Origin of the sequence: Saccharopolyspora endophytica, from assembly GCF_018070075.1 — a bacterium.
Lineage (GTDB): Bacteria > Actinomycetota > Actinomycetes > Mycobacteriales > Pseudonocardiaceae > Saccharopolyspora > Saccharopolyspora endophytica.
In genome coordinates this window covers 167,893-188,050 of sequence record NZ_JAGPXE010000006.1, presented here as the reverse complement: position 1 = coordinate 188,050, position 20,158 = coordinate 167,893, and the positions used below count along the sequence as shown (strand labels likewise).

The 20,158-nt window shown below is 68.4% G+C and carries 14 protein-coding genes; 5 read left to right on the top strand and 9 right to left on the bottom strand.

The features are described from left to right. Positions 1–219: 219 nt before the first annotated feature. Positions 220–1,653: an amino acid permease gene (locus tag KBO27_RS16320; protein ID WP_210970845.1), complete on the top strand. Its 1,434-nt coding sequence runs from the start codon at positions 220–222 to the stop codon at positions 1,651–1,653. 374 nt (positions 1,654–2,027) lie between these two features. Here the strand turns inward: KBO27_RS16320 and KBO27_RS16315 are convergent, their stop codons facing one another. From KBO27_RS16315 to ald, 4 genes are all read right to left on the bottom strand, one after another. After that, entirely contained in the window at positions 2,028–3,050 is a 1,023-nt protein-coding gene (locus KBO27_RS16315) for a phosphotransacetylase (protein WP_210970844.1), read from the bottom strand. 205 nt (positions 3,051–3,255) lie between these two features. Then, on the bottom strand, positions 3,256–3,933 hold the full coding sequence (locus KBO27_RS16310) for a phosphonatase-like hydrolase (RefSeq protein ID WP_210970843.1): 678 nt from the start codon (positions 3,931–3,933) through the stop codon (positions 3,256–3,258). A gap of 223 nt (positions 3,934–4,156) precedes the next feature. After that, entirely contained in the window at positions 4,157–5,641 is a 1,485-nt protein-coding gene (pdxR, locus tag KBO27_RS16305; protein WP_210970842.1) for a MocR-like pyridoxine biosynthesis transcription factor PdxR, read from the bottom strand. A 92-nt stretch (positions 5,642–5,733) separates the two neighbouring features. Next, positions 5,734–6,849: an alanine dehydrogenase gene (gene ald, locus KBO27_RS16300; RefSeq protein WP_132682820.1), complete on the bottom strand. Its 1,116-nt coding sequence runs from the start codon at positions 6,847–6,849 to the stop codon at positions 5,734–5,736. Positions 6,850–7,134: 285 nt separating this feature from the next. Here ald and KBO27_RS16295 point away from each other — a divergent pair, with 285 nt between their 5' ends. Further along, a complete protein-coding gene (locus KBO27_RS16295; protein ID WP_210970841.1) occupies positions 7,135–8,502 on the top strand; it encodes an aspartate aminotransferase family protein in 1,368 nt (455 codons plus the stop codon). A 201-nt stretch (positions 8,503–8,703) separates the two neighbouring features. Here the strand turns inward: KBO27_RS16295 and KBO27_RS16290 are convergent, their stop codons facing one another. Genes KBO27_RS16290 through KBO27_RS16280 form a run of 3 tightly spaced genes read right to left on the bottom strand, consistent with a single transcriptional unit; the run spans position 8,704 to position 12,819 of the window. Further along, positions 8,704–9,636, bottom strand: a complete 933-nt coding sequence (locus KBO27_RS16290) for a CobW family GTP-binding protein (protein WP_210970840.1) — start codon at positions 9,634–9,636, stop codon at positions 8,704–8,706. A gap of 1 nt (position 9,637) precedes the next feature. Beyond that, entirely contained in the window at positions 9,638–11,353 is a 1,716-nt protein-coding gene (locus KBO27_RS16285) for an amidohydrolase (protein ID WP_210970839.1), read from the bottom strand. A 14-nt stretch (positions 11,354–11,367) separates the two neighbouring features. Continuing rightward, positions 11,368–12,819 (bottom strand): MFS transporter, encoded by a 1,452-nt coding sequence (locus KBO27_RS16280; RefSeq protein WP_210970838.1) that lies wholly within the window; start codon positions 12,817–12,819, stop codon positions 11,368–11,370. A gap of 158 nt (positions 12,820–12,977) precedes the next feature. On the opposite strand from KBO27_RS16280, the gene KBO27_RS16275 reads away from it, so the two are divergent. Then, positions 12,978–15,302, top strand: a complete 2,325-nt coding sequence (locus tag KBO27_RS16275) for an ATP-binding protein (RefSeq protein ID WP_210970837.1) — start codon at positions 12,978–12,980, stop codon at positions 15,300–15,302. 501 nt (positions 15,303–15,803) lie between these two features. Here KBO27_RS16275 and KBO27_RS16270 read toward each other — a convergent pair. Beyond that, the gene (locus tag KBO27_RS16270) at positions 15,804–17,183 is read right to left on the bottom strand and encodes a purine-cytosine permease family protein (RefSeq protein WP_210970836.1); all 1,380 of its coding nucleotides are present in this window, start codon (positions 17,181–17,183) and stop codon (positions 15,804–15,806) included. Positions 17,184–17,508: 325 nt separating this feature from the next. Here KBO27_RS16270 and KBO27_RS16265 point away from each other — a divergent pair, with 325 nt between their 5' ends. Both KBO27_RS16265 and KBO27_RS16260 read left to right on the top strand, forming a co-directional pair. Further along, on the top strand, positions 17,509–18,327 hold the full coding sequence (locus KBO27_RS16265; RefSeq protein ID WP_210970835.1) for an SAM-dependent methyltransferase: 819 nt from the start codon (positions 17,509–17,511) through the stop codon (positions 18,325–18,327). A 451-nt stretch (positions 18,328–18,778) separates the two neighbouring features. Further along, a complete protein-coding gene (locus KBO27_RS16260) occupies positions 18,779–19,366 on the top strand; it encodes a DUF1097 domain-containing protein (protein ID WP_210970834.1) in 588 nt (195 codons plus the stop codon). 11 nt (positions 19,367–19,377) lie between these two features. On the opposite strand, the gene KBO27_RS16255 is transcribed toward KBO27_RS16260, so the two are convergent. Next, positions 19,378–19,776: a pyridoxamine 5'-phosphate oxidase family protein gene (locus KBO27_RS16255; protein ID WP_210970833.1), complete on the bottom strand. Its 399-nt coding sequence runs from the start codon at positions 19,774–19,776 to the stop codon at positions 19,378–19,380. Positions 19,777–20,158: the final 382 nt, after the last annotated feature.

Below are 20,158 nucleotides of genomic sequence, written 5' to 3'. Positions count from 1 at the left end.
ACGCGCGTCAGAGAAGCCCTCTGGTTCCTGCGGACCATCGCCATCTGGCTCTGCGCACGGGCCAGCGCAATACCTAACGTGACCGCAACCACAAATTCGCAAGACCACGCTTGTATTCAGCACGAATGCAACGTGCGGCGACAAGAGGAGGAAAGCGTGGCTTCTGACTCGACAGATGCGAACAACGCGGGATTGCGACAAACCCTGAAACGTCGTCACATGAATCTCATCGCTCTCGGCGGCGTGATCGGTGCAGGGCTGTTCGTCGGAAGCGGTGTGGTCATCCACCAGACCGGGCCGGCAGCCGTGGTGTCCTTCCTGCTCGCCGGTGTGCTGACCGTCTTGATCATGCGGATGCTCGCCGAGATGACGGTCGCGCGGCCGGCGTTGGGATCGTTCTACGTGTACGCACGGGAGGTGCTGGGCAACCGTGCGGGCTTTTCCGTCGGGTGGATGTACTGGTACTTCTTCGTCATCGTCGTCGCCGTCGAGGCGGTCGCCGGAGGGCAGATCCTGCAGCTGTGGCTGCCCGAGGTGCCCCTGTGGGTCCTCAGCGGCGGGCTGCTGACGCTGCTGGCGGGGACCAACCTCGTCTCCGCGCGCTCCTACGGCGAGTTCGAGTACTGGTTCTCCTCCATCAAGGTCCTCGCCATCGTCTGCTTCCTGCTCGTCGGCGGTCTGTACCTCCTCGGCTTCTGGCCCGGCGCGAACGGAGGGCTGTCCAACCTCACCGCCCACGGCGGCTTCGCTCCGATGGGCATCGGCGCGGTTCTCGCCGCAGTCGTGCCCTGCGTGGCGTTCTACACCGGCGCCGAGATCGTCACCATCGCCGCCGCCGAGTCCGCCGAACCGCGCCGCGCCGTGGCACGGGCGATGAAGTCGATCATCCTGCGCGTTGTCGGCTTCTACGTCGGCTCCGTGTTCGTGGTCGTGGCCGTGGTCCCTTGGAACTCCCCGGACACCGAGATCAGCCCGTACGCCGCCGTCCTGTCAGCGCTCGACGTTCCGGCCGTGACCACGGTGATGAACGCGATCGTGCTCACCGCGGTGCTGTCGTGCCTGAACTCCGCGCTGTACACCTCCTCGCGCATGCTGTTCGCCCTGACTCGCAACAACGACGCTCCCCGCAGCCTCACCAAGATCGGTCGCGGCGGCGTGCCGCGCCGGGCGATCCTCGCCGGCACGGTCGTCGGGTACGTCTCCGTGCTCGCCGCCTACCTCTCTCCAGACGTGGTCTTCGCGTTCCTCGTCAACTCCTACGGAGCCGTCGCCCTGTTCGTCTACCTGCTCATCGCGGTCGCCCAGGTCCGCATGCGCCGCAAGCTCGAACGTGAGGACCCGGAAGCGCTGACGCTGCGCATGTGGCTGTTCCCGTGGCTGAGCTACACCACGATCGCCCTGATGGGCGTGATCATCGCGGCCATGGCGATCCTTCCCGACAGCCGCACCCAGTTCTGGGTCAGCCTCGGCACGCTCGCCGTCATCCTCATCGGCTACGAGATCCGGCGCCGCGCGCACCCGGACATGTCCGCGCGCACCGACGTGCCCTCCACGCGTCAGCCGCTGGCCGCCGGTGACACGACACCGTCCGAGACCGCGCGCCGGACCCACGCGGTCGACACACCTCGCGCTGAAGTGCACCGCACCGACTGACCGGATCTCGCTCCCCTCCAGGACCGCGCATCACCCAGTCCGCTGCCGGGTGGTGCGCGGTCCGCGGTTTCGCGAAAAGCCCCGGAACGACCCGGACAACAGCACGGTGGCGCTGATCCGGGTGCCGCAAAACGCAACCGGAGTCCCGAAACGTCGGCGTGCTGCGATGTGCGCTCAACCATCACCGCGGTTTTCCCGACGCGAGCCGGGGGTGTCGAGTGCCGCGGCGCGGTTGCGCAGATGCGCGGGGATGCTCCTGCGGACACGGCGGAGCGGGCGATCAGGGGTTGGCGAGCGTCAAGCGCTCTCCACCGAGGAGCGGACCGTGAACGCACAAACCCCTCGCGCCGACACGCGAGGGGTGCGGTGATCGCTCAGCGCATCGACTGAACGGCGCTGACGAGGGCCATGGTTTCGATGTCGGACGCGGTGCACCCGCGGGAAAGATCGTTGAGAGGCGCACGCAGGCCCTGCAAGATGGGGCCGAGCGCCTGGGCGCCGCCGAGCCGCTCGGTGATCTTGTACCCGATGTTGCCCGCCCCGAGGTTGGGGAAGACGAGGACGTTCGCACGTCCCGCGACCAGCGAGCCGGGAGCCTTGTGAGCGCTGACCGCCTCGACGACGGCCGCGTCGAACTGCAGCTCCCCGTCCACGAGCAGGTCCGGGAGGCGGTCCCGAACCAATTCTGTCGCCGAACGCACCGTCGTGACCACGTCGTGCTCGGCGCTTCCACGCGTGCTGAACGACAGCATCGCGACCACGGGTTCATCGGCGACCAAGGACCGGTGGGTTTCGGCGGCGGCGACCGCTATGTCGGCGAGCTGGTGCGCGTCCGGGTCCGGAACCACGGCGCAGTCGGCGAAGGTCAACGCGCGCCCGTCCGGGAGCACCATGACGAAGCTGCTGCTCAACGTGCGTACGCCGGGTTGCAGTCCCACCACCCGGATCCCGGCCCGAAGCACATCGGCCGTGGGCCGACCGGCGCCGGCCACACCGCACTCCACCAGCCCAGCGCGCAGGGCCGCCGCGGTCAGGTACACGGGGTCGCGCTCCGCGAGGAATCGCTGCTCGGCGGGTTTACCGGCGAATGCCTCCTCCAGCGCCGCGCCGACCGAAGGCTCGGCTCCCAGCTCGTGGACGTCCAGCACCAGGTCTTCGGGAACGTCCTCGCGGGTCGCGGCGGCGATCAGGTCGCGTTGGCCCACCAGCCGGGGCGCGAGCAGGCCCTGCGCATGCAGTTCCAGCGCCGCCTCGACCGCACGCGGGTCCTCCCCGTCCGCGAGCGCGACGCGCGCACCACTTCCACGCACGACCCGCTGCCACTGCTCGAACAGCGCGTGGTCGCTGCTGCCGTCCACGGCACCGGCCACTCCGGGCCGCAACACGCCCTCCACCATCACGAACCTTCCTTCCACGAGCGAGAAAGGAAGCTAGGAGCGGGTGAGGCGGTGTCAGACCCAGTCCGCACCTCCGCAGGGTTCGGCGTTCCTCTGGTGAAGACGGGTTCGAACCCGCGCATTGGACGTGCGCCGGCCGTGGCTCCCGGATCCGGAGGAACGCTGAAACCCGCTACCGCCTCACCACAAGCTTCCTGACCAACACCTAGTCCTGAACGACGGCGGGGAGATCAGCGACGGACTCGAGAACGTGCGTGGCACCGTGCTCGGCCAGGGTCCGCGCGTCGTGCGCCCCGGTGAGCACCCCTGCGACCACGCCCGCACCGGCCCGAATCCCGGCGAGCACGTCGTAACCGGTGTCGCCGGCGACCGCCACTCGCCTCGGATCGACCACCCCGAAGTGGCGGGCGGCGGTCTGGATCATGTCCGGGTGCGGGCGTCCCCGACCCGCGTCCTCGACCCCCACCACAAGATCCACCAGGTCACGCCACCCCAACCGTTCGAGCAACCGATCACGGGTCTCGCGCGCGAAACCGGTCGTCAAGCAGACCCGAACGCCCGCATCACGCAGCGAGCTCATGGCCTTCTCCGCCCCGTCGATCGGCTCGCAGCTGTGCGCCATCAGTTCGTCGTAACGGTGCTCGAAGGCCGTGTTGGCACTACGCGCACGATCCGGTTCGCCGGGGAACAACGCGTCGAACACCTCGATCTTGGACTGCCCCATGGTCTCCCAGACGTACCGCTGGGCGCGCTGGTGCTCAGCGGTGCCCGCCCGCACTCCGACCGCGTTGAGCGCGCTGTCGAAAGACTGCTCGACCAGGCCGTCGTCGCGCACCGTCGTACCGGCCATGTCCAGCACCACGAGCTCGATTCCCTCTCCCACATCGCCTCCACTGCGTCCGCATGAGTTCTCCGAATGGCCCCGAATTGAGCGCGAACGTCAGCCCGCGGGGCGGCGCGAAGCGCCCGTGCTGCACCGGGTTTGCACCGCCGGTTGAGATCGGCAGCAGGCCGGAAGCGCACGGGAGGCCACGTCCCGGAACACGATGCAATCGCGGATCGCTCGCCACCGGTAGGTCCAGACGACGGCGACCAGCAGGGTCCAGCTACCCGGCGTCGGGCTCCCGAGCCGCGGCGAGCTCCTTGTCCACGACCTCGCCGAGAAGCCGCAGGCCCTCGTCGATGCGTCGCCGCGAGATGGCGGCGAACCCGATCCGGAAGTGGTTGCGGCCGCGTCCGGGATCCATGAAGAACAGGTCGCCGGGTTCGATGAGGATCCCGTGCTTCTCAGCGCGATCGACCAACCGCTGGCAGTCCAGTTCGGTCGGCCCGGTCATCCAGAGGCTCACACCGCCCGGGGGGAACGTCAGCTGCTGCCACGGCAGGTGCTCGGCCACTCCCGCGCACGCCGCTTCCCACTTGTGCATCAGCCGCGACCGGTACCGGCGCAGCGACCGCAGGTACTCACCCGAATCGATCAGCAGCGCGAGAGCTCGCTGCAGGTGTCCGGACGGGTGCCGGCACACGTACCTGCGAACCTCCCGCAATTCCCGGACCAGCGGAGGCGGCCCGACGAGGTACCCCAGCCGCAAACCAGGAGACAGGAACTTCGAGAACGTCCCCAGGTACACCGCGTCGCCACTGCTGTCCAGCGCCTTGAGCGCAGGGGTGGGACGTCCCTGGTAGCGGAACTCGCTGTCGTAGTCGTCCTCGACGACCACGGTCCCGCTCTCCGCAGCCCGTTGCAGCAGCTCGTGCCGGCGACCGATGCCCAGCGTCACGTTGGTCGGATGATGATGGCTCGGCGTCACGTACAGCAGATCGGTGTCCCGCAACGACTTCGGCGGCCGCATCCCGGATCCGTCCACGGGCGCACCGCGCACGGTCGCCCCGCTGCGCAGGAAGATGTGCCGGGCGTCCAGGTACCCGGGGTCCTCGGTGGTCACCGTCTGGCCCGGCCCCAGCAGCACCCTGCTGAGCAGGTCCAATCCCTGCTGCGAACCGACCGTGACCAGGATTTCCTCGGGCTCCGCCTCGATTCCCCGAGACGGCAGCAGGTGTCGGCGGATCATCTCCACCAGCATCGGATCGTCCGCGTCGACACCGTCCTGCAGGCTGTGGTAAACGTGCGGGTGGAAGAGCGCGTCGCGCAGGCACCGCGACCAGGAGCGGGACGGGAACGCGCTGACGTCCACCTGTCCGGCCACGAACGGGTAGTCGTACTCGTGCCAATTGGTGCGCTTGCGGATGTGCGGCACACCCGAGTCCAAGGGCCGCCGGATGCGACTCGACCAGTCGATCCGCGGCACGGTGTCGTGCGCCTGGGCGGTGCAGTGCTGCCGCATCTCGGCGTTGACGAACAGGCCGCGCCGTTCCTGGCTGTCCACGAATCCTTCGGCGATCAGCTCCTGGTAAGCCAAGTTGATCGTGTTGCGCGAGACGTGCAGCTGTTCGGAGAGCTCCCGGGAGCTCGGCAGTCGGTGCACGGGATCGAACGTGCCCACCGCGATTCCGTGCTCGATCGCCCTGCGCACTTGCTGGTAGAGCGGTTCGTCGGACGTTCTGTCGATTTCGATCAGCGTTCGCGGCATTGCGGTCCCTCCCGGCGTTCCCGGGCACGTACCGAGCGGCGGACGCAGACCGCGTCGCGGTCACGCGGCCACCGCTCGGTGCCGCGCCACACTCAGATCAGCAGCTGGTCAGCGGGAGTGCAACCCATCCCGAACGCCTCGGCGACGCTCGCGTTGGTGAGGTGGCCGCGGACCGTGTTGATCCCGCCCCACAGCTCCGGCCTGGTACTCGCCGCATCGCTCAAGCCGCGGTTCGCGATCTCCACGACGTACGGGAGCGTGACGTTGGTCAGCGCGTAGGTCGAGGTGTTGGGCACCGAACCGGGCATGTTGGCCACGCAGTAGAACACCGAGTCGTGCACCTGGAAGGTCGGATCGTCATGAGTGGTGGGCCGCGAGTCCTCCATGCAGCCGCCTTGGTCGACCGAGATGTCCACCAGCACGCTGCCCGACTTCATCCGCGACACGAGTTCGTTGGAGATCAGCTTCGGTGCCTTCGCCCCCGGCACGAGCACTGCGCCGATGACCAGGTCCGCCTCGGTCACAGCGCGCTGGATCTCGTAGCTGTTCGAGGTCGTCGTGCGGATGCGGCCCTGGTACATCCGGTCCGCGGCGCGCAGCTTGTCGACGTTCTTGTCCAGCAGCTCAACGTCGGCCCACACCCCGGCGGCACCGGCGACCGCGTTCATCCCCGCGACCCCGGCGCCCAGCACGGCGACGCGTGCGGGAGCCACTCCTGACACACCGCCCATCAGAGTTCCGCGCCCGCCGTTGACGCGCATCAGCGACTGCGCTCCGACGAATGGCGCCAGCCGCCCGGCGACCTCGCTCATCGGGAACAACAGCGGTAGCGAACCGTCCGGTAGCTGCACCGTTTCGTAGGCGACGCCGGTGACTCCGGAGTCCAGCAACGCACGCGTGCACGGCTCGCTCGCCGCCAGGTGCAAGTAGGTGAACAGCACCTGACCCCGCCGCATCCGGCCGTACTCCTCGGCGATCGGCTCCTTGACCTTGAGCACGAGCTCGGCCTGGGCCCACACGTCGTCGGCGGACTCCAGCAACTTCGCCCCGGCTGCCGAGTAGTCGTCGTCGGCGATCGAGGAGCCGACACCGGCCCCGCGTTCGACGACGACCTCGTGACCGTGCGACACCAGCTCGTACACACCGGCAGGTGTCGCTGCCACCCGGTACTCGTGGTTCTTGAGCTCTCGCGGCACACCGATCTTCATCTGCCACTCCCTCTTGCCCTGTCGTCGGCTCCCCCGCTGGAAAAGCGGCCCCGCCGTGCTTGGGGGTGCGACAAGGCTGACGAACGAGCTGGACCCGCGAGAAGCACCAGAACGCGTCACGCCGACAGGTCCAGTCACGGGACCGGCTGGACCCCCCGAAACGCCCTCTTTCTGGCCCTGCCCTGCGCAGTGCGCGCTGACCATCGTGGAGGTAGCGGCAGCGGTCGCCCCGATCACCAGGCACCAGACCCGCCGTGACCGTCCGCAGCCAACGAAGGAGGAAGCGTGGACACCGCAGAGCTCAGGGACAAGGCCCGCCGTCATCTCGGGCCGCACTTCACCCGCGGACAACGGTGGCGTGCCGCGGAGATGCCCGTGTTCGTGCGCGGCGAAGGCTGCCACCTTTTCGACAGCGAGGGCCGCCGCTTCCTCGACGGGCTGTCCGGGCTGTTCTGCGCCAACCTCGGCCACAGCCGCGGTGACATCGTCTCGGCAGCCAGCAAGCAGATGGACCTGCTGCCCTACTCGACCAACTGGGGCTCGGCTCATCCACCCGCGGTGGAGGCAGCCTCCCTCATCGCCGAGCTCGCCCCCGGCGATCTCACCACGACGTTCTTCGTCAACTCCGGTTCGGAGGCGGTCGAGAGCGCCCTGAAGCTCGCCCGTCAGTACCACGCCAGCAAGGGCGAACCCCAGCGAACGAAGATCATCAGCCGGAACATGGCCTACCACGGCACCACCATGGGCGCCCTGTCGGTCACCGGCATCCCCAAGATCCGAGCACCGTTCGAGCCGCTGCTCGAGGGTGTTCGGCACGTGCCGAACACCCTGGGGCTGACCGGAGACTGCGGCCCGGCCGCCGAGTTGGATTGCGTGCGCAGCATCGAGCGCGTCATCGCCGAGGAGGGTGCGGAGACCATCGCGGCGATCTTCGCCGAACCCGTGCAGAACGGGCGAGGCGCGCTCGTCCCGCCCGATGGCTACTGGCCCGAGCTGCGACGCATCTGCGACCAGAACGGCATTCTCCTTGTTTCCGACGAGGTCATCTGCTCCTTCGGACGACTGGGATCCTGGTTCGGCAGCGCCCGCTACGGCGTCACCCCGGACTTGATCACCTTCGCGAAGGGATCCACGGCCGGCTACGCCCCGCTCGGCGGTGTCATCGTCCGCGAACCGGTGATCGAGCAACTGTTCGACCACGGCGAACGGACGGGCTTCACCCACGGCGCCACGTGGGGTGGCCACCCGGTGGCCACCGCTGTCGCCGCCGCCACGATCAACGCGATGCGCGAGGAATCGGTGCTGTCCAACGTCGAGCACCGCGGCCCGCAGCTCCGCGCCGGACTCGACTCGCTCCAGCGCGCGCACCGGTGCGTCAAGGACGTCCGCGGAACCGGGTTCTTCTACGCGATCGAGCTGATGGCCGACCGCAGCACCGGCCGCGAACTCACCGACGAGCAGTCCACGCGCGTGCTCCAGGAGGTCTTGCCGAAGGCCTTCGCCCGCACAGGCGTGATCCTGCGAGGAGACGACCGCGGCGCCACCATGCTGATGGTCTCGCCACCGCTGATCTCCGGAGATGAGGTCATCGGCGAACTGCTCTCCGGCATCGACGGCATGCTCGCCGACGTCGAGGCGGACGTACCCGCCTGACCGCCGACGCAGGTGGGCGCGTCCGCTCGGACGTCGCCCACCTGCGCGATGCCGCCAAGGAGATCTTCCACGGATCGCTTCGGAACCTCTCACTCGTACCTGCTGCCCCGGCGCCCCGACCAAGTGCCGCGTGAACAACGCAGCGGAGCCGCTCAGGGTCTGCTGCCGTCACCGCCAAGCAACGCAATTCCTCAACAGCGCCTAGGCCGAACCTTGCACGGTCAGCACCTCGGCGAGTCGGTTCGCCACCGACCGCAGATCGGCATCGGCCGCCTCGCCGGCGGCGATGATCACCAATTCGCTGGAGTCCGCCTCCAGCCAGGCGCCTTCGACGGTGACCGACACCCGCCCACCAGAACACTGGACGACGGTCCGGCTCAACGGGCTGTCGCTGCAGCGGACCAGACCCTTGACCCGGACCACCGAAGCCGGAAGCTCGTGCAGCGCCCGCAGCAACGCGTCGCGGTCCACCGGACGCGCACCGGTCACGACGGCGCTGCGGTGCACCGACCGGTGCGAATCCGGTTCGCCCGCGGCCGCGTTCATCGGCCCGGCGGAACCCAGCATCAAGTCCTCGAGGCGCAGGTCACCGCGCTCGGACTCCAACACCTGGGCATCGGGCGCGTGCTCGCGGCAGCATCGCCAGGCGTCCGCGAGCTGCCCCGACCGAGCCAAATCAACCTTGGTCAACACCACGACGTCCGCGCGGGCGAGCTGCCGGGTCGCGGTGTCACCGACGAACTCGTCGCGCAGCAGCGGAGCGGCCGAGGTGCTGTCCAGGCAGACCACCGTGCTCCCGGGCGCAAAACCCGGGTAGTTTCCCCAGGACCGCAACGCTGCTGGGTCACCGACACCACTGGTCTCCACCACGACGTGACGCAGGTCGTCGCGCGCCGCCAAACGCGTCATCACGGCACTGGTGTCGTCCTGCAGACTGCAGCACATGCAGCCGTTGGCCAGCTCGACGGTGTCTCGGGTGGCCGAGGTGATCAACCTTCGGTCGATGTTGACCGACCCGAAGTCGTTCACCACCACCGCGATCCGCGACCCATCGGCGGTGGCCAGCAGGCCGTTCAGCAGGGTCGTCTTGCCCGCTCCGAGGTAGCCGCCGAGGACGGTCAGGCGCGCGGTCATGTCAGGCCCGGTGGACGGTCGATGCGTGGTGCGCGCCGCCGACGACGGTGCCCAGCACGTCGATGTCACCGACCTCGTCGGCCGGAATCGCCAGCGGATCGGCGCCCACCACCGCCATGTCGGCGAACTTGCCGGGTTCCAGCGATCCGACCTCGTGATCCATCTTGAGCAGGTACGCACCGCCGAGGGTCACCGCGCGCAAGCCCTCGTCGACGGTGATCTGCTCGTGCTCACCCATGACCCGGCCTGACACCGTGCGTCGTGTCACCGCGTGCTGCACCGTTTTCAGCGGCGACAAAGGCGTGACCGGTGTGTCGCAGTGCAGTGACACCGGCACCCCGCAGCACAGCGCAGTAGCCGTGGCGTTCATCCGGGCGGCGCGGTCAGGGCCGACGGTGATGTCGATGTGCTGGTCCCCCCACGCCCAGATGTGATTGGCGAAGATGTTCGCGCACATCCCGAGGGCCGCCATCCGCTTGTACTGCGCGGGCGTGGTCATCTGCGAGTGGGTGACGGTGTGGCGGTGATCCGGGCGCGGGTGTGCGACCAGAACCTTCTCCATGATTCTCAGGAACAGTTCGGTGGCCTGATCGCCATTGCAGTGCACGTGCACCAGCAGCCCGGCCTCGTGGTACGCGCTCAGCGCGGCCTCGAACTCGACGGGTGAGACGACCCAGATCCCGTTGGGCTGGTCACCGAGGTAGCCGGGCTCCTGCAGTCGTGCCGTGAACCCTTGAATGGACCCGTCGAGCATCAGCTTCACGTGACCCATGCGCAGCTTGCCGGTACTGCGCTCGCGCAGGTCCCGCAACCGCGCGGCGGCCTCTCCGGGTGGCACCCCACCTTTTCCCGCTCCGAAGAGGAACACCGAGAGCCGAGCTGGGAACTCCTCGGTCACCGCCTCCAGGTACGGCGCCATCGTCTCGTCCGACATCAACATCGTCGAGCCGAGGTCGGTCAGCGTGGTGGTACCGGTGTTGACCGCGTCCTGGCCGAAGCAGCGGATCGCCTCAGCGGTGATCCCTCCGGTGATGCCGCCGCCGATCTCGTGCTGCACCAGCGACATCGCCGCCCACTCCTGAAGCTCCCCGGTCGGCGTGCCATCGGCGTGCTTGACCACGCCCTCCACCTGGGTGTCCCGGCCGATGCCGCCCACCTCGAGCGCGGCCGAGTTGACCGTCGCGAGGTGGCCGTTGGCGTGCAAGAGGTGGACCGGCCGACCAGTGGAAACCGCATCCAGCTCACGCGCGGTCAAGGTCTCGTGCGGGTAGTAGATCGGGTCCAGACCCCATGCCAGTAGCGGTACCGACTGATCTGCGGGGAGCCGCTGTTCGGCCTCGCGCAACCGTTCGAGAACATCGGCCACGGTGGGGCAACCGGGCCACAACCGGCCGTCCGGGGAGGTCCGATCGAATCGACCGACGTAGACCTTGTCCCACATCCCGCCTGAACCCGCATGGCTGTGAGCCTCAACGAATCCGGGCAGCAGCACCGCGTCGGCGTAGCGGTCGTCGACCACCGCCCCCGAGTACTCGCGCAGTTCGGCGGCGGTGCCCACCGCGCGGATGCGCTCGCCGCGCACCGCCACGGCTTCGGCCTCCGGCCGCGCGGGGTCCATGGTCCGCACGTTCTTGGCGGGATAGATGACGGTGCGTTGGTCAACCACGGTACTTCCCTTCCACTTCTTCGTCGGTGTGCACGGTGTTCCACCGGTCATGCGTCGGCACCTCCTCACCGGGAGAGCGCGCCCTCCGCAGCGACCTGAGTGCCCGTCCGCGCGGGACGGCTCTCCTTGACCAACAAGGTGCACGCGGTGGAGATGAGCCCGATGACGATCAGGTAGACGGAGACAGGCCAGGAATTCCCGGCGCTGAACAGGATCAACGAGGTGGCGATGATCGGGGCGGTACCCCCGCCGATCACGGTGGCGACCTGGACGCCGAGCGCCGCGCCGGTGCAGCGGATATCTGGTGCGAAGATCTCGGTGAAGAACGCGCCTTGGGTCTGGTACATCAGCACGTTCGCCAGACCGAGCAGAAGGACCGCGATGAACACCAGCGCGAAGTTTCCGGTGTCGAACAGCCAGAGCGCCGGGAAGGCGACGACGACCAACCCGATCGTTCCGGCCAGGTACACCGGCCGCCGCCCGATGCGGTCGCCGAGCGCGGCCGCCGGCATGGACACCAAGGTCACGAGGATCAGACCCGTGGTCAGCTTCGCCAGCAGGACGGTGTTGGACTCCATACCGATCTGCTTCGTTCCGTAGGACAGCAGGAACACGCCGGTGAGGTAGGCGATCGTGGTGTTCGCCAGATGCATTCCGACGACGAGCAGCACAGTTCTCCACTGCCGCTGCACAACCGCCGCCAGCGGCATCCGACCGCGACGGCCTTCCCGTTTCATCTGCTGGAAGACCGGGGTTTCCTCCACCTTCAGCCGGATGAACATGCCGACGACGACGAGCACCGCGCTGAGCAGGAAGGGCACTCGCCACCCCCAGGAGAGGAACGAGTCCTCGTCCAGCAGCGCGCTCAGGAGCAGCACCGTCGCAGTGGCCAGAACACTGCCCGCCGAAGATCCGAGCTGCACCCATCCGCCGTAGAACCCGCGCTTGCCCTCATCGGCGTGTTCGGTCGCGAGAGCCGCAGCTCCGGCCCATTCCCCGCCGAGCGCGAAACCCTGCACCAACCGGAAGATCGAAAGAAGAATCGGCGCGAGGATGCCAATCGAGCTGTAGGTGGGGAGGATCCCGATGAGGAACGTCGAGATGCCCATCAGGCTGAGGGAGGCGATCAAGGATGCCTTCCTCCCCGCTCGGTCTCCGAAGTAACCGAACGCGATTCCACCGAGCGGGCGGGCCAGGAATCCGGCGGCGAAGGTGGCGAACGAGGCGATGGTTCCGGTCGCTGGGTCCAGCTTCGTGAAGAACAGCTGGCTGAACACGAGAGCAGCCATAGTTCCGTACAGGAAGAAGTCGTACCACTCGATGGTCGTGCCGACGAAGCTCGCCATCGCGACCCTCGACATGCGTCTGCGGTACGAGGCATCGCCCGCGCTGCGCTTGTTCACCATGCCCGGTACTCCTTTGGACGGGTTGGGTGACCTGGGTAACCAACATTGTTTGCGACCGCGTCGGCTGGCTAGGTCCAGTTCAACTTCGATCGATGGAACCAGCCGGTGCACCCGCGAACGCCCATGCCCACCGTCGACGGGTGTGCGTGAAGAACACATGGAGGCCGCTGCTGGGGACGGAGCGGATCGCGGTGGCCGGTTGGCCGGGGACTACACTTGAGGCTGCAGTGACGTGCGTCACTGCGAGCTGATCGTGAGCTGGTGGTGGCATGACCCGGCGTCTGGGCAATCTCCCCGGCTCGGAGACCGTCACCAGCTTCGTCGGTCGGCGGGCGATGGTCGGCGAGATCCGCGCGCTGCTCGGTTCCGCCCGGCTGGTGACGCTGCTCGGCCCCGGCGGAATGGGCAAGACCCGGTTGGCAATTCGCGTCGGCGAAACCGCGCACCGGGCTTTCGCCGACGGCGTCTGGCTCGTCGAGCTCGCCGAGCTCCGCGATCCGGCGCTGACCGATCACGCCATCATCGACGCCCTCGGCGTCCCGGACCGATCGGCGGAGTCCTCCGAGGAGGTGCTGATCGAGCACCTGCAGGACAAGTCGCTGCTCCTGATCATCGACAACTGCGAGCACCTGCTCGACGCGTGCGGGAACGTGATCGCCGCCGTGCTGCGCGCGGCGCCCGGGGTGCGCATCATCGCGACCAGCCGCGAAGCGCTGCACGTCCCCGGGGAGCACGTCGTCCCCGTTCCACCGCTCAGCTTCACCAGCTCCGACGAAGGTGGAGGGGACGGGAACCCGCTCGAGTACGAAGCCGTCGAGCTGTTCGTCCAACGGGCGGCAGCCGCGGTACGCGGGTTCACCCTCGATGCCGAGAACCACGAGGCCATCGCCAGGTTGTGCGCCCGGCTCGAGGGGATGCCGCTGGCCATCGAGCTCGCCGCGGTGCAGCTGCAGTCGATGGGCGTCAACGAGATGCTGGATCGCCTCGAAGACCGGTTCCAGGCGCTGTCCACCGTGGTCCGGGGCGCACCGGCCCGCCACCAAACGCTGCGCGCCGCAGTGGAGTGGAGCTACGCGCTGTGCTCGCCCGCCGAGCAGACCGCGTGGGCGCGGCTGTCGGTCTTCCCCGGTGGGTTCGACCTCGACGCGGCCCTCGCCGTCATCGGGTACGACTCCCTGACCGCGCAGGAGTCCACCGACGCGGTGACGGGCCTGGTGAGCAAATCGGTCGTGCTCCGACAGGTCCACAGCGCCGGAGCCCGGTACCACATGCTGGAGACCATCAGGCAGTTCGGCCGGGAGCTCCTCCGCGGCAGCGACGCCGAGCTCGACGTGAGCCGCCGGCACGCGCACCACTTCGCCGAGCTGGCGGCCCACGCCTGCCACGACTGGTCGGGACCGCGGCAGCGGGAGTGGTCCTCGATGTTGCGGCGCGAGCAGGTCAACTTCCGGGAAGCGCTCCGCTTCGGCTTCGACGACGACGCGGACCCGTCCGCCGCCGTGCGGACGGCGGTCGACCTGCGCCACCTCTGGGTCATGGGCGCCGGGCGCGAGGGCAGGGAATGGATCGACAAGGCCGTCGCCGCGCTCCACGCCGACACGCCGCTGCGGGCCGAGGCGCTCTGGGTGGCGGGGTGGGTTCGCCAGGTCCAGGGCGAACCGACCGGTTCCTCGGCGATCTTGACCGAGTGCATCGACGCCGCCCGGCGACATGGCGATCAGGTGACGCTCGCCCGAGCCGAGCTGTTCCTCGGCGTCAACAAGCTGCTCGGCGACGAACTCGACGAGGCGGAGGCGCTGCTGTCCGGTGCCCGAGCGACGTATCGGTCGCTCGGAGCTGAGGACTCGGAGTCGCTGATCGGGTTGGCCGCCCACGGATGGCTGCGCCTGATCGAGGGCGACGACCGGGAGGCCGAGAAGATCGCTGAGGAATGCCGCCGGCTCAGCCGGGGCATCGGCGAATGCTGGGCGGCGACCTGGGCGCTGTGGGTGCTGGGACTCATCGGCTGGACCCGGTCCGACGACATCCTCGCCACGGCGGCGCTGCGCGAGGCCATCGAGATCAAGCGGGACCTCGGCGACTGGCTCGGCATCCCCTGCTGCGTGGAGGTGCTGGTCTGGATGCTGGCGGAATCCGGCCAGCACCGGCGCGCAGCGCGGCTCATGGGCGCGAACCGGGAGCTCTGGGTGCCGATCGGCCAGCCCATGTTCGGATTCGCCACTTACCTGCAGGCCCACGAGAACTACACCGCGACCCTGCGGGAGGCGCTGGGCGATGCGCGGTTCGAAGCGGAGCACACCGCGGGCGGCCACCTCTCACCGGACGCCACCGTCGACCACGCGCTCGGGACACCTCGGCAGACCCGCACTGCCCCTTCATCGCCGCTGACCCGCAGGGAGCGGCAGGTCGCACGACTCGTGGCGGAGGGACTGACGAACCGGGAGATCGCCGAGCACCTGGTCATCTCGCCGCGCACCGCCGAAGCGCACGTCGAGAACATCCTGACCAAGCTGGGCTACACGTCGCGGGCTCAGATCGCCGCCTACGTCCGCGCGGACCACAGCCCTGATTCCCGTCCGGCTCAATCCCGGTGAGCCGCTGTTCCTTCCCGGGGCGCGGGAGCCGTGGTCACCGCCACGCGGACCGCCTCGAGGTGGGTCCGGCAGACAGTGCGAGCGCTGTCGGGGCCAGGCCGGGCGCGGGTGCCCACGGAGTCGCAGATCCAGGTGCCGGTGCACGGGTTGCGATACACGTGTGATGTCTGTTGCGGTGCGTGGCCGGTGATTCGGGACGAGGACATGGTCGAACTTTCTGACGTGATGTCGAGTGCGGTTCTGATGCGCTCCAACCTCCCTTACGGCCTTTCGCTCGACCACGGCAGAACTACCGAGATTCCTACGTAGGTCGCGGCCGATCTCGGCAAGCGCCCCCTGGCGAACTGCGCAGTGCCACGGATGCTCCACGGCCGGGACCAAGCCTGGGCGGCAGAACGGCCGACCTGGGCACCGCGATGTTCTTGCAGAACAACCGGCAGCTCCGACGTGGGGACGCCGCGCAGAGCTCGGGCCTTCGGCACCAGCGCCTCCCCGTGCTCGTCAAGCCGTCGGGAGCGCTTCCCGGATGCGCTTGCGCATCGCGGCCCAGTAGATGACGCCCGGGATCAGCAGGCCGAGCAGCCACGCGATGTCGGCGCCGCCCATGAACTCCACCAGGGGACCGGTGAAAACACCGTCCACGTGGGAGAAGGGGATCTGCACCGCGATGCCGAGGAAGTAGGCGATCAGCGCGGGCGCGCACCAGCGTCCGTAGGCGCCGTCGGGGTCGTACATCGCCTCCAGGTCGTACTTCTCCTTGCGCAGCAGGTAGAAGTCGACCAGGTTGATCGCGCTCCACGGGGTCAGGAAGTAGAGCAGGAAGTGCAGGAACAGCACGAAGTTCGACAGGAAGTCACCGCGCCCCAGCACCGCGATCACCCCGCCGAGCACACCGACCAGCGCGATGTAGCCGATCCGTGTCGCCGGGGACAGCCCGACCTTGCGGGTGAAGGCGCTCATCGTGGTGGCCACCGTCATGTAGCCGCCGTAGATGTTGAGCACGTTGATGGTGAGCTTGCCCAGCGAGATGGCCAGCAGCAGCGGCAGCACCAGCGCCTCACCCCCGAGGCCCACCACGTAGGCGACCTCGTGGCCCTTGAACGCCTTGCCCGCCACCGCGTACGCGAGCGCACCGAACGACATCGCCCAGCTGGCACCGAGCACCGTGCCGCCGTAGGTCCACCAGAACGTCGCGCGCACGGAGGTGTTCGAGGGCAGGTACCGCGAGGTGTCGGCGACGTAGGGACCGAACGTGAGCTGCCACGAGGCCGTCAGCGACAGCGCGAGCAGGAACGCGGGCACGTCCAGCTCCGCGTTGGCCAGCACCGGCCCGAGGTCCTGCGTGGTGACCAGGCGGAAGGTCAGGTACACGAACATCACGACCGACACCGTCGACGCCAACCAGCCGAAGCGGTGGATCAGCTGGTACCCGACGATGGCGATCGTCGCCGACAGCGCCGCGTAGAGCACGATGCTCAGGTCCACCGGCAGGTCGGTGATCGCCGAGAGCGCCTGCCCGCCCAGCACGTTTCCGCTGGCGAAGTACCCGAGGTACATCAGCACCACGAGCACCAGCGGTAACACGGCGCCGTACACGCCGAACTGGGCGCGGCTCTGGATCATCTGCGGGATGCCCAGCTTGGGCCCCTGAGCCGCGTGCAACGCCATCGGTACCCCGCCGACGGCGTTGCCCATCGCGATGGCCACCAGCGCCCACAGCGGATGCAGCCCTACGAGCACGGTCAGCGCACCGGTCACCGCCGAGGTGATCTGCATGTTGCCGGCGAACCACAAGGTGAAGAGGCTGCGCGGGCTGCCGTGCCGTTCGCTCTCGGGGATCGGGTCGATCGATCTCCGCTCGACCTGCAAGCCACCGGCCATGCGCCACTCCTCACCCCGTCGATTTCAGTGCGTTCCATTAGTCGCCGCGACGAACCCCGGAGCAATGCCCGAGGTGACCTCGGCGTCTGGGATTCCAGACGGGTGCGAAGGTGCTCCCCGAAGCCACTGCGCGCGGGAGACCGAGCTCGCCGCCGCACCCGGTGAGGGCCCCGGACCCCGGATTTCATCGAGCCCGCTCCCGCGAACGCGGGTGGTACCGGAGGGCTCCCGTACCAGTTCCGACGTTCGGCGCGAGGGCGTTGTGCAGCGCCGGGGGTCTCGCGCATGATCAGCCGCGACACCCGCTCGGACGAAGGAGAGAGCTGTGACGCTGGACGACTCGACGATCGACCCCGCGGACCTCGCGGAGCTGGACCTGTCGAAGGCCAGCGCGGCGAGGGTCTACGACTACTGGCTGGGCGGAGCGAACAACTTCGCGGTGGACCGCGAGGTCGGCGACAAGATCGTCGCCGCCGTTCCCGGAGTGCCCGCCGCCGCCCTCGCCAACCGCTCCTTCCTGCGCCGCTCGGTGCAGTGGTGCCTGGCCAATGGGATCGACCAGTTCCTCGACCTCGGCTCCGGCATTCCCACCGTCGGCAACGTCCACGAAGTGGCTCAGGGAGGCAATCCGTACGCACGCGTGGCTTACGTCGACAGCGAACCGGTCGCCGTCGCCCACAGCCGCAACCTGCTGCGCGAGAACGCGACGACCACGATCCTCCAAGCCGACCTGCGCAACGTCGATGAAGTCTGCGCCGCGCACGAGGTCGCGGGCCTGCTGGACTTCGATCGTCCGATCGCCCTGCTGACATTGCTCGTCCTGCAGTACTTCCCGGGCACCGAGCACACCGCGGAGCTCGTGCGCCGCTACTGGGAGAAGCTGCCGGCCGGCAGCGTGCACATCCTCTCGCACGTGACCGACGACGAACCCGCCATCGACGGCGGTGAAGCGGCCAGGCTCAGCCAGGCGATGGCCACCCCGACCTACGCGCGGACGCACGCCGAGGTCCGCACCCTGCTCGGCGACGCGCCCCTGGTCGATCCCGGCCTCGTCTTCGCGCAGCAGTGGCGCCCCGAGGCGAGCAACTTCGAACCGCAGCACTCCTGCGTCTACACCGCCATCGCGCGGATCGGCACCGAGTGACCCGGCCGTTCGAATCGGCCGCTCAGCGCGCCGATTCGAACGGGCTCGACCGAACGAGGTTCGACGCAGTCACCGCTCGGCTTCGAACGACCAGACGCCGCGGTTCGACGGGGAAGATCAGCACAACGCTGCGTCACAGCGCCGGGCGTCACCATCTTCGCCCTGAGCGCGAAAAGCGTTCGCCTACGCGTGCAGATCTCGACACTTGTGGTGCGAGATTGTCGACGACAACGCCACTTTCGTCGTACGCGGAGTGCGCATTGGACCTGCGGGTGGAAGTCTGACACCGACCCACTCGACGGTTTCTCGACCGGCCACGAGGGCCCCGCGGTCTGAACGGGGCCTGCTCGTTCGACACCGCTGGCCCGCGTTCACCAACGATGCGACGTGCGGGCCGGGCCCGGCACAGCGCGAGGTCGGTCGACGAAGTCGATCCTCTGGAGGAGCAGCGATGAAGTCCATTCCCCTGTGGGTGGCCGTGCCGGTGACCGTCGCCGTCGCCCTGCCTTTCGGCCTGTGGCTGGGCACGTGGTCGCTGCCGTTGTGGCTGGCGTTCATCGTGTGGGCGGAGTACTTCGCCCTGGGCGCGAAGCCGGCGGCGCTCCGCGTCATCGTCCCGTCGTTCCTGAGCGGCGTCGTCAGCGCGGCGATCGCACTGATCTTCTCGCTGTTCGTCGGCACGATCGTGGGCGATGCCGCGATCGTCGCCGGCGGTGACGTGGCGTGGTTCGTGGGCCTTCCGCTGGCCCTGGTCCCGCTCATCTACGTGATGCAGCTCCTGCCGTTCGCGCAGGACACCGGGAGCCTCCCCTACTTCAACGGCCTGTCCATGGGCCTGGCCACGTACTTCATCGGGACCTACACGAACTTCGGCGGCCTGTCGTTGCCCGCCGACAGCGTCCTGCTGCCGCTGATCACCTCGGTGCCCGCGGTGCTGGGCGGGCTGCTCGGCGCCTTCCTCGGCTGGTTCAACGTCGCGATCATGACGCCCTTCGGCCGCCAAGCACCCCGACCGGCCGAAACGGTCGTCGATGCCTGACCGCCGAGCGGTCACCAGCCGGGAGGGCGCACGTTGCCCATCACGCGGGTGACGGTGATCTCGATGACCACGCGATCGGGGTTGGGGCGAGGCTGCCGGTAGCGCTGGGCGTAACGCCGTTCGGCTTCGGCGACGGACTCCGGATCGTCCTTGACCAGCGCAGTGCCTTCCAGCGTGCTCCACCGCCGCCCTTCGACCTGGCTGACAGCGACCGTCATAGCCGGACCGCCCGCCAGGACGTTGCGCACCTTCTTGGTCGCAGCGCTGCTGATGACGCGCGCGATGCCGGTTTCAGGATCGAACGTGGCGCCGACGGGGACGAGGTGCGGGCTGCCGTCGGGACGCTGCGTGGCGAGGAAGCAGATCCGGCGCTCCTGCCAGAAGTCATCGTCCTGCGACCTAGGCGTCATGCGTCCCGCTCCGTGGTGTGGTGGACCAAGCTCGTCGCACACCAACAGGAGGACACCACCTCGCGAAGCGGGCAACCCGACAATCCTCCCCCACTCCCGCCGCTCCCGAGCCTCGGGGCTTTGTCCGCCAGGTGCTGCTCAGCGGCAGGGCGGGCCCAGTGGCGTTGATCAGGTGCAGGATCATGCGGCTCCGTGGCCCAGATCGAATTGATTTCACTCCGCACTGATCCCACCGCGTGAATCAACAGCGTAAGGCACTCGTCACTCACTGGAGCCATTCCTCTCCGAACATGAAATGACTGTTAGCCCATTCGAGGTAGTTGTTTGAACTGGAGATAACCGTCGGTTACATTCGGGTGAGCATCACGGTTTGGTCACGGCG